Raw genomic sequence first — 14,568 nt, forward strand, 5'->3', positions numbered from 1 at the left:
TTTATATTCAAGAAGATCGGACATATTCGCGGTTTGGAGTGACCTGCCCCCTGAGGCAAAGGCACGAAGAGCGAGCGGGGTGCAAATTGTCTTGGCAGTCAGAATCCATCCGGATGCAAGCTGATGGCGTCGAAGCCATGTCCGAATTTTCGGACAGGATTTCAACACTTTGCGCGTCGAACGATCAGGTTGCGCAGCTTTGCCGCACGCTTCTGGACCTGAACGGCGCGGATGGTGCCTCGGGGCAGCTGGGCGCGCTCGGCGCGGTGATCGAGGAGCTGTGCCGCTACCTTGAAACCTGGCTTGGGCGCGCCGAATCAACCGCCTTGCGCGAGAATTTTGGCCGAGTGCGCGGTGATCTGGAGGATATTTACAAGATCGGCATTCGGTTTCGGGTCGTGGCCACCCTGACGGCGGTCAATGCGACCTCCAATACCACGTCGATGGATGGGTTTATTGAAGAGCTGCGCGCGGTTCCGGTTCAGATCCGCGCCGCCGTTGATACTCTGCTGTCGCGTCTTTCCAAGGTGGACACAGTGGTTCTTGATGCGGTTCGGACCGCAAAGGTCGGATTGAATTCGCTCGGCGTGGCGCGCGATCAATTGTTGGGCCAGTCGGATTCGACGGCCAGCATCCTGCGCCAGGCGGCCCGAGCGCGTGAGGAAATGGGGAGTATCGGTAATGCCTTCCTGAGCCAAAGTCAGGCGCAAACCAAAGTCCTGGTGCGTGGCTTTCAATATTCGGATTTCTTTGCGCAACGTCTTGACCATGTGGCGCAAATGCTGGGCCGGGAGGAGGAATATGGGCCTGCCGTTCTTCTCCTGGCCGCCCGCCAGCTGTCCGACCTCGCCGAGGATGGCCGTGAGACCGTGCGCGACATCGAGTCAGCCCTGCGGACCCAATCCGGCACGGTGGAGAATTTTACGCGCAATTTTTCCGAACAGGTCAAGCTGGGGGCCGGCATCAATGCCGAACTGCAAGGCATCTTCCAATCCGTCATGACCTCACGGGACGAAGCTTTGCCGGTCATCGCCAAATCGGTCGCCTCCTCGCGGCTGGTGCTGGCCGAGATCGAGCTGTGCAACGAAAGCTTCGCAAGGCTGGTCGAGATGAGTGGCGTGATGGACCTTGCGGCGATCAACGCGCGCATCCGCGCCTCGCGCGAGGATCGCGCCCGGGCCGCGATGGCCTTTCTGTCGGGCGCGGTGACAGAGGGGGCCAGCACCTGCCGCGATGTCTTGTCCAAGTCGTCGGCTGGCCTTGAGACGGTGGCGAACCTGCAAAATGCCGAGATGCTTGATCTTCTGGTCGATTGCGTCACCCGATTCTCGGCCGCTTTTGAGGCTTGCCGGAACGGGCTGACCGCGTCCCAAGACCTGGCCTCGCGGCTGTCATCGACTTTGGCGGAGGTGTCGGGATTGGGCGAGCGCTCGCAGATCCTGCTGGAGGAGTGTCAGCGCACCGCGGAAAGCCTGAAGGGGATCGTTCAGTCCCTGTCGGCCTTCAGCGCGCGGCTTTCGGCCGGGCTCGTGGCGCCAAAAGTCTGGCCGGATATGACGCCGGTCTACGACACCTATACGATTCAGGCCGAGCGCGACACCCACGACCGGCTGATCGGGCGCGAAATCTTGGCGCCGGAACCGATCAAGCAACCGGAGTTGGACGATATTTTCTTCTGAGGCGATCTTGCCAAGGCCGCCGCTGCGGGCCGTTGAAATCTTCAAATCTCACACCAGAAAAATGAAAATGTCTTTCCATTTTTCACGAAATCAGTGAACCTGTCGCAATCTCCCTAAGGAAAGAGCGATCATGATCCCTGATGAAGTGCCCGTCCTTGCCAATTCCCTTTGGACGGCGACGGCCCATGCCGCACCTGCGGCCCCGCCCTTGCAGGGGCCGGCCGAGGCTGATGTGGCGATTGTCGGCGGCGGGGTGACCGGGCTTTCGGCAGCACTGCACCTGGCCGAGCGGGGAATCTCGGCCGTGGTGCTGGAGGGCAAGCCTCTCGGCTGGGGCGCCTCGGGGCGCAACGGCGGGCAGTTGAACCCGGGGCTGAAACATGACCCCGACGCGATCGAGGCGCGGTTCGGGCCGCAGATGGCAGCGCGGATGCTGCGGCTTACGGGCGAGGCGCCGTCCTTTGCGATGTCTCTGGTCCGGCGGTTGGGGATTGACTGTGACGCGGTGCAGCCAGGGTGGATCCAGCCCGCGCATGACGCCGCCTCGGCCGCCGTGCAGGAGGCGCGGGTGCGGCAATGGGCGCGGCACGGGGTCGAGATTCGGCGCCTGTCGCGCGCCGATGTCGCGGAACTGATCGGCACCGAGGTCTATACCGGCGGCATCCTGGATCCGCGCGGCGGCAATCTGCATCCGCTGAACTTTACCCTGGGTCTTGCAGCGGCGGCGCAGCAAGCGGGGGCATGCATTCATGCACAAAGCCCTGTTATTTCAATTGCATCGCAGGGCGGCACGCAGGTTCTGACCACGCCAGGCGGGACCCTGCGCGCCGCGCGGGTGCTCTTGTGCACCAATGCCTATACCGATGGTCTAGTCCCGCCCTTGGCGCGGACGCTGGTCCAGGTGCAGTCGGTCCAGGTCGCCAGCGCCCCCCTGCCGGAGGCATTGCGGCACAGCATTCTACCCGGGCGCCAAGCGGCCTCGGATGGGCGGCGGGTGATGGTCTATTACCGGATGGATGCGGCGGGGCGCTTTGTCATCGGGGGGCGCGGCGACTATAATGCGCGCACCACGGCGGCGCTGATGGCCAACCTGCGCCGCATCGCGCGCAAGATGTTTCCGCAGTTGGGCGAGGTGCCGTTTGAGCATGCCTGGGGCGGTTATGTCGCGATGACGGCGGATCACTATCCGCATCTGGTGCCAATGGGATCGGCGATGCTGTCGGCCACCGGCTTTAACGGACGCGGGCTGGCGCTGGCGGCCGCGATGGGGCGAGTCATGGCCGATTGGGCCTCGGGTCGGCCAACGGATGAGCTGGATTTTCCAGTGACCGAAGCCCGCCCCATACCCTTTCACTTTCTGCGCAAGCCGGCTGTCTGGGCCACGGTCCAGGCCTTTCGGCTGCGGGATGCGCTGGGGATTTGAGGTGGCGTCTATCGGGAATGTGAAAAATACTGGTCGCAATCGCTGAAAATGAAAATGCAATTTGCATTTTCATTTTAACGGAGCGAAGCTGTCCGAAGTTCAAAGGGGGCCACATGCGACTGAGCCGTGGGTTGACAGACGGGGCTGGCTTTCGGGTGGCAATGTCGCTGCCGGGGGCGGCGGTGACCTGCGGGCTGGCGCTCTTTGCCCTCGGCCTTGTCGCTCTGCTGGCTTTTCGGAGCAACGACGGGGCCTTGCTGTTTGGCCCCTTGTCGGTGGCGAATTTCGTCGCGATCGTCACGGACAGCCTCTATCAGGTGGTCATGCTGCGCTCGCTGGCGATTGCCGGGCTGGTCGCACTGCTGACCGTGATCACGGCCTATCCGGTCGCGTTCTATCTGGCCTTTCACGCCGGCGAGCGCCGCGGGTTGGTGCTGTTTCTGGTGACCCTGCCATTCTGGACGAGCTATCTGTTGCGGGTCTTTGCCTGGAAGGTCGTTCTGGCCTTCAATGGCGTCCTGAACTCGGCCGCCCTATGGCTCGGGGTCTGGGATACGCCTTCGACTGCCCTGTTGAACACGCCGGGGGCGGTGCTGGTCACCCTGGCCCATGCCTATGCACCCTTTGCGATCCTGCCCATCTTCGTCGCCCTGCAGACCATCCCGAAATCCCTGCTCGAGGCGGCGTCCGATCTGGGCGCAACGCGGTTCCAGGTCTTTGGCCGCATCGTCCTGCCCTTGTCGATGCCTGGCGTTCTGGGCGGCGCCTTGGTGGTTTTCGTGCCGACCCTGGGCGACTATGTGACGCCTTCGATGGTGGGCGGGCCGGCCAGCGTGATGATCGGCAACCTGATCCAGGCGCAGTTCGGCAAGGCCAATGACTGGCCTTTTGGCGCGGCCTTGGCGGTGGCCACGATGCTGGTGATCCTTTTGGCGGTGGCCCTTGTCGCCCAGGCCAACCGCCGCTGGGGGAGCCGGACATGAGCACCAAGCGCGCCCTCAGCCTTTATGTCGCGGGCTATATCCTGTTTCTCTATCTGCCGGTGGCGCTGATCCCGCTGTTTTCGTTCAACGATTCAATCCAGGCCGCCTTGCCGATCAAGGGCCTGACGCTTGAATGGTACCGCACGCTTTACGCCACGCCGGCGATTGCGCAGGCCCTGGGTAACAGCGTGGTGATCGCCGTGACGGCGGCGGCGATTGCGACGCTCTGTGCGACCACGATTTCTTACCTCAATGTCTTCCCGCGTCCGCGCCTGTCGCGGTTGGTGGCAGGGTTGGCGCGGCTGCCGATCCTGATTCCCGGTGTCATCGTCGGCATCGCGCTTCTGATCTTCGTCAACATGATCGGACTCGGTCCCTCACGCGCGTCGATCGTCATGGGGCATGTGCTGGTCTGCCTGCCTGCCGCCGTCACCGTGCTGCAGGCCCGCTTCGCCGCCATCCCGAAAAGCCTGGCCGAGGCCGCATCGGACCTTGGCGCCGATGAGTTCACCGTGTTCCGCCGCGCCATCCTGCCGCTCGCCTATTCGGCCATCGCCTCGGCCTTCACGCTTGGGTTTCTCACCTCGTTCGATGAATTCGTCGTGGCCTATTTCCTCGCCGGAACCGAGCCGACCCTGCCTTTGTACATCTGGAGCCAGCTGCGTTTCCCGAAATCCCTGCCGGTGGTGATGGCCCTCGGCACGCTGATCCTGATCGCTTCCGTGACCCTCGCCATCCTGGCCGAGGCTCTGCGCCGCCGCAGCCGTGTTTAACGATAACAAAACCCAACAAGGAGGACTGAAGACATGAAGACCAAACGTCTGATCCCCGCCATCGCCGCCCTTGCGACGCTTCTGGCGGCCCCGGCCTTCGCGGCCGACAAGCTCAGCTACTTCACCTGGTCGGGCTATGAGCTGCCCGAGTTCAACCCGAGCTACCTCGCCGCCCATCCCGAAGGCATTGATATCTCGATGTTCGGCGATGACGATGATGCCTTCACCAAGGTCAAGGCCGGCTTTCACCCCGATGTCGCCCATCCCTGCTACGACAAGATCGCAAGGTGGAGCGCGGAGGGTCTGATCCAGCCCATCGACACGTCGCGGATTGCCAACTGGAACAACATCTACCCGGTGTTCCGCAACCTGCCCGACCTGCAGGCGGGCGATGGCAAGGTCTGGATGGTGCCGTGGGACTGGGGCAATACCTCGATCCTCTACCGCACCGATCTGGTCAAACCGACCGAGATGAGCTGGAACCTCCTCTGGGACAAGCAATATGCCGGGCGGATGGCCACGATTGATGCGGTGCATGACACGCCGGTGGTGGCGGCCCTTCTGGCGGGTGTGAACCCCTTCGACATGACCCCGGCCGAGATGGACAAGGTCGCCGACAAGCTGCGCGAACAGCGGCCCTTGCTGTCGTCTTACACCACCGACATGACCTCGATCGAACAGGCCCTCGCTTCGGGTGAGCTGGTCGCGGCGATGACCTGGAACGCCTCGGCGGTGGCCCTGAAGGCGCAGGGCGTGCCGGTGGAGTTCATGAACCCCAAGGAGGGGATGCTGACCTGGACCTGCGGTTTTGTGATGCTGAAGGGGGCGAAGAACCCCGATCAGGTCTATGACTTCATCAACAGCCGCTTGGAACCTGCCTCGGGCAAGCACCTGATCGAGGCCTATGGATATGGCGCGTCAACATCTTCGGCCTTTGCCGAAGTGCCGAAGGAAAAGCTGGAAGAGCTGAAACTGCCCGCCGATCCGGAAGTGATGCTGAAAACCACGGTCTTCACCGGGCCGATGAAGCAGGCGCCGGAACTTGCCAAGATGTTTGAACGCGTCAAGGCTGGCGGCTGAAAGCTTTACGCCCGACAAGGACGTTCGATTGCGAAGGAAAGTGCGATGGAAGACGAAAGCCCCGACCAGATGCTGACCACCAAGCGCGCCGTGCCGAACGAGGCTGACGTGCGGGTCGGCCGCCGCTTGCGCGCACTCAGGCTCGAGGCGGGGCTGTCCTTGGCCGATCTTGCGGCCCTGGCCGGGATTTCCATCGGCGCGCTCAGCCAGATCGAACGCGGAGTCTCCTCGCTCCGCGTTCGGACGATCTGGCCGATTGCGGCGGGCCTTGGCATCGACGCCTCGCAGCTTCTGGCCGAAGGGGCGGAGGCCAACGACATCTACTGTGTGCGCGCCCAGAACCGCCGCGATCTGCCGGTGCGGTCCGAAGGCATCCGCAAGCAACTCCTCTCGCCGCCCGGCGCGGCCCTGACCGGCATGACGGTCGAGGTCGAGCCGGGCGGCGGCACCGCCGAGGCCTATGCCCATTCCGGCAATGAATTCGGCTATGTCCTGCAAGGCAATGTCGAGTTGATGATCGACGCCTCGACCTACCGCCTGCGCACCGGCGACAGTTTCGCCTTCCGCAGCACTCTGCAGCATTCGTTCCGGAACGATGGCGAAGAACGCTGCGTGATCCTCTGGGTCAATACCACCAAACCTGCGGGGCTGCGCGATGACGAATGACATGCTGCTGAGCCTGCGCGGCGTCAGCAAGGACTTCGGCGGCGGCAATTTCGGCCTGATCGACATTGATCTGGACATCGCGCAGGGCGAGTTCGTCAGCCTCCTTGGCCCCTCCGGCTGCGGCAAGACCACGACGCTGCGGGTGATCGCCGGGTTCGAGGCGCCCACGGCGGGCGAGGTTCTGCTCTCTGGCCAGAACATCGTGCACCTGCCGCCCAACCTGCGCCCCGTCAACACGGTGTTTCAGGACTACGCCGTCTTTCCCCATATGAACGTGACCGAGAATGTCGGTTTCGGCCTGTCGGTCCGCGGCACGCCAAAGCCCGAGATCCGCCGCAAGGTGGCCGAGGCTTTGGAACTGGTGGGCCTGTCCGACAAGGCCACCCGCCCGGTTGCGGCGCTTTCGGGCGGGCAGCGGCAGCGGGTCGCCTTGGCGCGGGCGATTGTCTGCGAGCCGAAGGTTCTGCTCCTCGATGAACCGCTGTCGGCGCTGGACGCGGGTCTGCGCGAACAGATGCAGATGGAGCTGAAAAGCCTGCAATCCCGCCTTGGCACCACCTTCATCATGGTCACCCATGACCAGACCGAGGCGCTGTCGATCTCGGACCGGATCGCGGTGATGAATGCGGGCCGGATCGAGCAGATCGCCTCGCCCGCCACGCTCTACGACCACCCGGCGACGCGCTTTGTGGCGAGCTTCATCGGCACGATGAACCTGCTGGCCGGGCGGGCGACCGGCGATGGGCGGGTCGAGGTGCCGGGTTTCAGTCTGGCGGTGGAGGGGGCCTCAAGCCTCGCACGCGGGTCTTCTGTCACCTTGGGTTTGCGGCCCGAGGATCTGGATCTGGTAGCTGAAGGGCAGGGCGCACCGTTTCAGGTCCGCACCACAGTCTTTCACGGCCGCAGCCTGCGGGTGATTGGTGCGCTGGCCGATGGGGCCGAACTGGTGCTGGACATCCCGCGCAGCGCCAGCACCTCTGTGCCCGGTCAGGGCAGCAGGGCGGCGCTTGGCCTGCGCCCGGGGGCGGCGGCGATCCTGCTGCCGGCCTGAAGCTTCAGGTCGCGACCATCAGGTTGATGCCGCGCGCCGCGAATTCCTTCGCGTCGGCGTCGGAAATCCCGTCGTCGGTGATGAAGGTATGCACCACCTCGATCGAGCCGAGCCGCGTGAAGGAAGATTTGTTGATCTTGCTGGAATCCGCCACCAGATAGACATGGCTCGCCGCCTTGATCATCGCCTCTTTCAGCTGCAGGTCGGCAAAGCTCGGGTAGGTCAGGCCGGTTTCCAGCGAAACGCCAGCTGTCGCCAGAAACAGCTTGCCGGCAAAGATGTTGCGGAAATATTCGACCGACTTGTCGCCCGACAGCGACAGGGTCGGCGCCTTGAACTGGCCGCCGGGCATGTGGACGGCAAAGCCCGGAATGGCCCCCAGAATGATCGCGATGTTCAGGGCGTTGGTGATCACGGTCAGGTTCTTGCGGCTGACCAGACGGGTCGCAATCTCGGTCGTCGTGGTGCCGGCGTCGAGGATCAGGGTCTCGCCATTGCCAACCAGCGAAGCCGCCAAGGCGCCGATCTTGGCCTTTTTGTCCATGTTTTCCTGATGGTGCAGCACCATCTCGCCCGCAGGCGCACTGGCCGGGTTCAGGAAAGCCCCGCCATGTTCGCGCGTGATCTGGCCCTCGGCCTCCAGCCGCTCCAGATCCTGGCGGATCGTCGCCTCCGAGACCTGGAAGGCCAGCGCCAAGTCGCGGACCCGAGCGGCGCCCTCTTCCTGGATCCACTCCAGAATGCGGCGGCGGCGCGGTTCCGACAGCAGCCCGATCATCGATTTGGTGCGTTCCGGGCTGTGATGTGGCGGCACGGGGGCGGACTCCAACTGGAAACGATGCGGTTTGGCTGCGTTTGCTTTCGTTACAGGGTAGTGAAACCGGCCCCCATGCGAAAGCCCCTTCCTATTTTTCCACCGCCGCCTCTTGTTGCAGGGCCACGCGGGCCTGCAACTTGCTTTGCGCCTGGTCGATCACGACGGCGGTGATGATGACGATGCCCTTGATGACGGTCTGCCAGAAGGAGGAGACCCCCATCATGATCAGCCCGTCGCCGAGGATGCCGATCACGAAGGCGCCAACGATGGTGCCGCCGATCCGCCCGCGCCCGCCCGCCATCGAGGTGCCGCCGAGAACCGCCGCCGCGATGGCGTTCAGCTCGAAGGTCTCGCCGGTGGCCGGGTGGCTCGCCTGCAGCTGGCTGGCGATGACGATGCCGACGAGGGCCGCGCAGAAGCCCGAGAACATGTAGACGAACATCTTGATCCGGTTGACTTTCACCCCCGACAGCGCCGCGCCGCGTTCATTCCCGCCGACCGCATAGATATGCCGGCCCAGCGTGGTTCGACGCGAGATGTAATGCGCCAGAAGCCCCATCACGACCAGAAGGAGGATCATCACCGGCAGGCCGATCACCGTGCCGGTTCCGATCAGGGGAAAGCTCTTGGTGCCGAAATCGGGGTTGCCCGTCAGGTTCGGAAAGGTCCGCCCGCCGGAGGACAGCAGCGCAAAGCCGCGCGCGACGTAAAGCGTGCCAAGGGTCGCGATAAAGGGCGCCACCCCCATCCGCGTGATCAACAGCCCGTTGATCGCCCCCACCGCGATGCCGACCAGCGCCACAATGACGATGATCTCGAAGGTGTTGAACCAGACCGTATAGCCGATCCCCAGATCAACCCCGTTCAGCACCAGCCAGCCCGCCACCATGCCGCAAAGCCCGACGATGGAGCCGACCGACAGGTCGATGCCGCCGGTGATGATGACAAAGGTCATTCCGATCGCCAGAAGCGCGTTCAGCGCCACATGTTTGGACACGATCACCGCATTGGCCGCCGAAAGGAAGTTCGGCGCCGCGGCGGAAAAGAATGCAAAAACAAGGATCAGCGCCACAAAGGTCCGCAGCCGCAACAGCAGCAGAAGGATCGAGGTCTTGTCGTTGGTGCGGGCGGTCATGCGGATTTTCCCTTGGCTTTATGGCGGGTGGCGGCGGCGATCACCGCGGCGGCGCTTGCGGTGCCGTCGAATTCCCCGGTCAGCTGGCCATCGGCCATGACGAGAATGCGGTCCGAAAGCGCCAGGACCTCTTCAAGGTCAGATGTGACGAAAAGGATGCCGAGGCCGTCGGCGGCCAAACGGCGCATGGTGCGGAAGACCTCGGCCTTGGCGCCAATGTCGATCCCGCGCGAGGGTTCGTCCATCAAAAGGATCTTGGGGTCGGTCATCAGCGCCTTGGCGATGACCACCTTTTGCTGGTTGCCGCCCGACAGGCTGGAGACCGGGTTTTCGGCGCTGGCGACCTTGATCACCAGCCGTTTGATGAAATCGGCGGCCCCCGCCGCCTCGGCGCGCAGGTTCAGATGGAACAGGCGGGCAAAGCGCGACAGGGCGGAAAGGGTGATATTCTCGCGGATCGACAGGATCTGCACCAGGCCGTCGCGCTTGCGGTCCTCGGGGATCAGGGCGATGCCGCGGGCGATGCGGCCGGGCACATCGCGTTCGGTCAGGGGGCGGCCCTCGACGAAGAAATGCCCGGTGGACAGCGGATGCTGCGCCATGATGCATTCCAGAAACTCGGTCCGCCCGGCGCCCATGAGGCCGTAAAGCCCGACGATCTCGCCGGCGCGGACCGACAGCGACAGGTGATCGACGCTATAGCCGCCGCCCAGTCGCGGCAGGCAGATGTTTTCAGCGCGGAAAACCTCACCCCCGAAACTCGGTGCTTCGGTGCGGGGAAACTCCTTGGACCCGCCGCCGATCATGGCGCGGACGATCCAGGGAATATCGACGCCAGCCATGCTTTGCGCCCCGGTGATTTCGCCATCGCGCAGCACGGTGATGTAGTCGCCGATCCGGATCAGCTCTTCCAGGCGGTGGCTGATATAGACGATGCCGACGCCCTGGGCTTTCAGGTCCGCGATGACGCGGAACAGCACCTCGACCTCCGCCGCCGAAAGGGCCGAGGTCGGCTCGTCAAGGATCAGGATTTTTGCGTCCTGCGCCAGGGCCTTGGCGATCTCGACCACCTGTTGCTGGCCGATCCGCAGATTGCCCAAGGGCACATCGGGGTCGATGTCTTGCTCCAGCCTGGCCATCAGCTTGGCTGTCGCCTCGGACTGCGCCTTGGCGTCGATATCCACGCCAAAACGGGTCGGCTCGCGGGCGATGAAGATGTTTTCGGCCACGGTCAGGTTGGGGAAGAGGTTGAGTTCCTGAAAGACGATGCCGATGCCCTTGGCCACCGCATCGGATTTCGAGCGGAAATGGACCGGCGCGCCGCCCATCGTGATCGTGCCTTCGGTCAGGCTTTCAACCCCGGCGATGACCTTCATCAGGGTGGATTTGCCAGCGCCGTTCTCGCCCACCAGCACATTGACCGCGCCCATGCGCAGATCGAAATCCACGCCCTTCAGCGCCCTTGTGCCGGGATAGATCTTCACGCCGCCGCGGATCGACAGGCCGATGGGATCTGCGCCGCTCATGGCTGGACCGTGACTTTGGTGGCGGTGACGACCATTGGGTCTTTTGCGGTCTTGAAGGGGGCAACACCCTCGAAGGTCAAGGTTTTGCCGGTGATATCGCCCTCGGGCAGGACCAGGGTGGCGCTGACCTTGTCGTTCAGGGCGCGAGCCAGTTTGGCAAATTCGATCTGGTCGTGGAAATCGTTGAAGTTGTAGAACGGCGCCACATCGCGCAGCGCCGTGCCCTTGATCACCGGGCCAAGCGCCAGGGTCAGGTCGGCGGTGCCGTCGCCATTGGTGTCCAGCTCGGCCACGCGGGCGCGGCTTTGCAGGTTGGCGGAGATGACCTTGCCGCTGCCCTTGACCGCAAAGGCCCAAGCGGCGCCTTCGCCGGCGCCGCGGTTGCCATGTGCCTTGCCCGCAGCCTCCAGATCGCTGGCAATTGCCGCGCGCAGATCGGCGACCGGCAGGGCCTTTTCGGCGATCAGCGGCAAAAGCTTGGCGTCATAACTGTCCGCGACAAGTTGGGCAATGTGGTCGGTCTCGGTCGCCTGTTCGGTTTTCGGCGCGCTGCCGGCGTCATTCTTGACGATCTTGCAGGCAGACAGGGTCGCAAAGGCTGCCACGAGGGCAACCGTCAGGGTCGTGGCACGCATGATGATTTCCAAAGCTTTGCCCGGCGCGGCCCCGTCAAAGGGCCGCGCCGGAGCGGACTTCCAATAAGACGCTTATTGCGCGAGCGCGAAGGTTTCCAGCTTGGCCGCGTTGTCGGCATTGACCAGCACGCAGTCCATCAGTTGCTTTTCATCGACGCCGGTCTTGCCGGTTTTCAGGTAAGCATCGGCTTGCGTCACGGCCAGCTGGGCCTGTTCATAGGCCGGTTGCAGCACGGTGGCCTTGATGCCGCCCGCCTTGATCGAGTCGCGCACGTCGTTCGAGCCGTCGAAGCCCACCACGATGACATCTTTGCGGCCCGCAGCCTCAAGTGCTGCATAGGCGCCCATCGCCATCGTATCGTTGCCGGCGATCACGCCCTGGATGCCCGGATTGGCCTGCAGCATCGATTCCATCACCGAATAAGCCTCGGTCTGCGACCAGTTGGCGGTCTGCTGGGCGGCCATCTTCATGTCGGGGTATTGGTCGATCACGTCGTGGTAGCCTTTGGAGCGGATGCCGGCGTTGGTGTCGGATTCCTTGCCGGTCAGTTCGGCGAAGGTGCCTTTCTCGCCCATCAGCTTGACGAATTCTTCCGCACCCAGCTGCGCGCCCTGGTAGTTGTTCGACACGATCTGGCTCACGGCCACCCCGGTCGAAGTGATCTCGCGGTCGATCAGGAAGCTGGGGATGCCGGCATCCTTGGCCTTTTGCACGGCGGCGACCGAAGCATCGGCGCCGGCGTTGTCGAGGATGATCGCCTTGACGCCCGCCGCGATGGCGCTGTCGAACAGCTCCGATTGCTTGTTGGCATCGTCGTCATGGACCAGAACCATGACGTCATAGCCCAGTTCCTTCGCCTTGGCGGCGGCGCCGTCGGATTCGGCCTTGAAGAAGGGGTTATCGGGGCTGGGCGTGATGATGGCGATCGTATCGGCAGCCGCCGCGAAGGAGGGCAGGGCCCCCGACATGGCAACGGCGATGGCGGACATAAGCAGGCGACGCTTCAGATTCATTGTGTTTCCTCCCATACGCATCCGGATTGGTTGCGATTCCTCCCGAATGTTTGTGACAAATGTTTTCGGTTGCTGTCAATAAGCTAATTTCGGCGCCCGGACGGCGAAGAAATCGAAAGACAATGGCGGCGAAAACCCTGGAGGCCCCGCGAAATTCGCGCTCTCAACCCTCGTAAAGCTGGTGTTTTCTCCGCTGTGCTGGAAAATTCGGCGGGAAGCTGCAAAAACTCTTGCAATGAAAATCGCAACAAGCGAAAGTAATCGAAAGTATACACGGCGTGATTCCGGGAGGATTTCGCCTGAGGGAGGAAGACATGCCGCTGACCATTCGTCGCAAGATCACGCTGGGTGTGGTGATCGGAAGCCGGGCCTTTTTCAGCCCGGCGCCCTGCCTTGCCGCAAGGACCGAGGTTCTGGCCCATCTTGACCGCCTTGGCATCGAAGCGGTGATCCTGCCCTATGAGGCGACCGCCAATGGCGCGGTGCAGAGCATTCCCGACGCTCAAGCTTACGCCGATCTCTTCAAGGCGCGGCGCGATGATATCGACGGGCTGGTGATCTGCCTGCCCAATTTCGGCGACGAGATTGCCATTGCCGAACTGGTCAACCGCGCCAAGCTGAATGTGCCGATCCTGCTGCAGGCTTCGAATGACGAGGTCGACAAGGTTTCGGTCCACCAGCGCCGCGACGCTTTCTGCGGCAAGCTCTCGGTCACCAACAACTTCTGGCAATATGGCGTGCCCTTCACCGAGACCACCTCGCACACCTGCGACGTCGGCGGGGCGGAGTTCGGCGCCGATCTGGAACGCTTCGGCCGCCTGTGTCGCACGGTGCGCGGCATGCGGGGTGCCCGACTGGGGGCCATCGGCGCGCGGACCGGGGCTTTCCAGACCATGCGCTATTCTGAAAAGCTCTTGCAGGCCGCCGGGATCACCGTGCTGACGGTCGATCTTTCCGAGATGATCGGCAAGGCCGGTGCGATCCGCGACGACGCGCCCGAGCTGCTGGAAAAGATGGAGCGGATCAAGGCTTACGGCAACATTCCGGCCCATATCCAGCAAAGCCAGATCGTCACGCAAGCCAAATGGACCCTCGCTGTCAACCGCTGGATCGAGGAGAACGAATGCGACGCCAGCGCCATCCAGTGCTGGCGCAGCCTGCAGGACAATTTCGGCTGTGCGACCTGTGTCACCATGTCGATGATGGGCGAGGAGCTGATGCCTTCCGCCTGCGAGGTCGACATCATGGGCGCCTTGTCGATGTATGCGCTGGCCCTGGCCTCGGGCGCGCCGCCCGCGATCCTCGACTGGAACAACAATTACGGTTACGAGCCCGATAAGTGTGTCGCCACCCATTGCGGCAACTTCCCGAAGTCCTTCATCGGCGACACGCCTGAAATCAGCGAACTGGACGTCCTGGGCGAAAGCATCGGGCGTTCCAAGTGCTTCGGCGCCGTCAAGGGCAAGGTCAAGGCCGGCCCGATGACCTATTTCCGCCTGTCTTCCGACGACCGGGCCGGGGCGCTGAAATGCTACCTCGGCGAGGGCGAGTTCACCGAGGATCCCTTCCCGATGGATGGCGGCATCGCGGTGACCAAGGTCGCCCGCCTGCGCGAGCTGATGCGGTTCGTCACCCAGAACGGCTTTGAACACCATGTCGCCATGGTGCGCGGCCATCACGCGGATGTGGTGGAAGAGGCGGTCACCCGCTACCTCGGCTACCCGAGCTATCGCCATGGCGGCACGCCAGAGCCGCGCCTGACCTGGCCCAACCGCTTTTAAGGACC

The 14,568-nt window shown here is 63.4% G+C and carries 13 protein-coding genes; 8 read left to right on the forward strand and 5 right to left on the reverse strand.

What is annotated here, in order from left to right; translation table 11 throughout:
- Positions 1-113 precede the first annotated feature (113 nt).
- The 7 genes from AC1DVR_RS03095 (at position 114) to AC1DVR_RS03125 (ending at position 7,655) form a co-directional block, all read left to right on the forward strand.
- Positions 114-1,679, forward strand: coding sequence for a hypothetical protein (locus tag AC1DVR_RS03095; protein WP_477999056.1), 1,566 nt, complete (start codon positions 114-116; stop codon positions 1,677-1,679).
- Positions 1,680-1,809: 130 nt separating this feature from the next.
- Positions 1,810-3,102, forward strand: a complete 1,293-nt coding sequence (locus AC1DVR_RS03100) for an NAD(P)/FAD-dependent oxidoreductase (RefSeq protein ID WP_477999057.1) — start codon at positions 1,810-1,812, stop codon at positions 3,100-3,102.
- Positions 3,103-3,215: 113 nt separating this feature from the next.
- On the forward strand, positions 3,216-4,085 hold the full coding sequence (locus tag AC1DVR_RS03105) for an ABC transporter permease (RefSeq protein WP_477999058.1): 870 nt from the start codon (positions 3,216-3,218) through the stop codon (positions 4,083-4,085).
- A complete protein-coding gene (locus tag AC1DVR_RS03110; protein ID WP_477999059.1) occupies positions 4,082-4,858 on the forward strand; it encodes an ABC transporter permease in 777 nt (258 codons plus the stop codon). Before AC1DVR_RS03105 ends, AC1DVR_RS03110 begins: the two co-directional genes overlap by 4 nt.
- A gap of 33 nt (positions 4,859-4,891) precedes the next feature.
- Entirely contained in the window at positions 4,892-5,938 is a 1,047-nt protein-coding gene (locus AC1DVR_RS03115) for an ABC transporter substrate-binding protein (protein ID WP_477999060.1), read from the forward strand.
- Between the two features lie 45 nt (positions 5,939-5,983).
- Complete coding sequence (locus tag AC1DVR_RS03120; RefSeq protein WP_477999061.1) at positions 5,984-6,604, forward strand: cupin domain-containing protein; 621 nt, start codon at positions 5,984-5,986, stop codon at positions 6,602-6,604.
- A complete protein-coding gene (locus AC1DVR_RS03125; protein WP_477999062.1) occupies positions 6,594-7,655 on the forward strand; it encodes an ABC transporter ATP-binding protein in 1,062 nt (353 codons plus the stop codon). Before AC1DVR_RS03120 ends, AC1DVR_RS03125 begins: the two co-directional genes overlap by 11 nt.
- A 4-nt stretch (positions 7,656-7,659) precedes the next feature.
- Here AC1DVR_RS03125 and AC1DVR_RS03130 read toward each other — a convergent pair whose 3' ends face one another.
- From AC1DVR_RS03130 to AC1DVR_RS03150, 5 genes are all read right to left on the reverse strand, one after another.
- Positions 7,660-8,469 carry a DeoR/GlpR family DNA-binding transcription regulator gene (locus tag AC1DVR_RS03130; protein ID WP_477999063.1) on the reverse strand — a complete coding sequence of 270 codons (810 nt, stop codon included), beginning with the start codon at positions 8,467-8,469 and terminating at the stop codon, positions 7,660-7,662.
- A 91-nt stretch (positions 8,470-8,560) separates the two neighbouring features.
- Positions 8,561-9,607, reverse strand: coding sequence for an ABC transporter permease (locus tag AC1DVR_RS03135; protein WP_477999064.1), 1,047 nt, complete (start codon positions 9,605-9,607; stop codon positions 8,561-8,563).
- Positions 9,604-11,133 carry a sugar ABC transporter ATP-binding protein gene (locus tag AC1DVR_RS03140; protein WP_477999065.1) on the reverse strand — a complete coding sequence of 510 codons (1,530 nt, stop codon included), beginning with the start codon at positions 11,131-11,133 and terminating at the stop codon, positions 9,604-9,606. Before AC1DVR_RS03140 ends, AC1DVR_RS03135 begins: the two co-directional genes overlap by 4 nt.
- Positions 11,130-11,768: a DUF2291 family protein gene (locus tag AC1DVR_RS03145; protein WP_477999066.1), complete on the reverse strand. Its 639-nt coding sequence runs from the start codon at positions 11,766-11,768 to the stop codon at positions 11,130-11,132. Before AC1DVR_RS03145 ends, AC1DVR_RS03140 begins: the two co-directional genes overlap by 4 nt.
- 72 nt (positions 11,769-11,840) lie before the next feature.
- The gene (locus AC1DVR_RS03150; protein ID WP_477999067.1) at positions 11,841-12,782 is read right to left on the reverse strand and encodes a substrate-binding domain-containing protein; all 942 of its coding nucleotides are present in this window, start codon (positions 12,780-12,782) and stop codon (positions 11,841-11,843) included.
- A 314-nt stretch (positions 12,783-13,096) separates the two neighbouring features.
- Between AC1DVR_RS03150 and AC1DVR_RS03155 the strand changes: the two genes are divergently transcribed.
- Positions 13,097-14,563, forward strand: a complete 1,467-nt coding sequence (locus AC1DVR_RS03155; RefSeq protein WP_477999068.1) for an L-fucose/L-arabinose isomerase family protein — start codon at positions 13,097-13,099, stop codon at positions 14,561-14,563.
- Positions 14,564-14,568 lie beyond the last annotated feature (5 nt).

This window comes from Rhodobacter sp. P2_H5 (genome assembly GCF_056403335.1).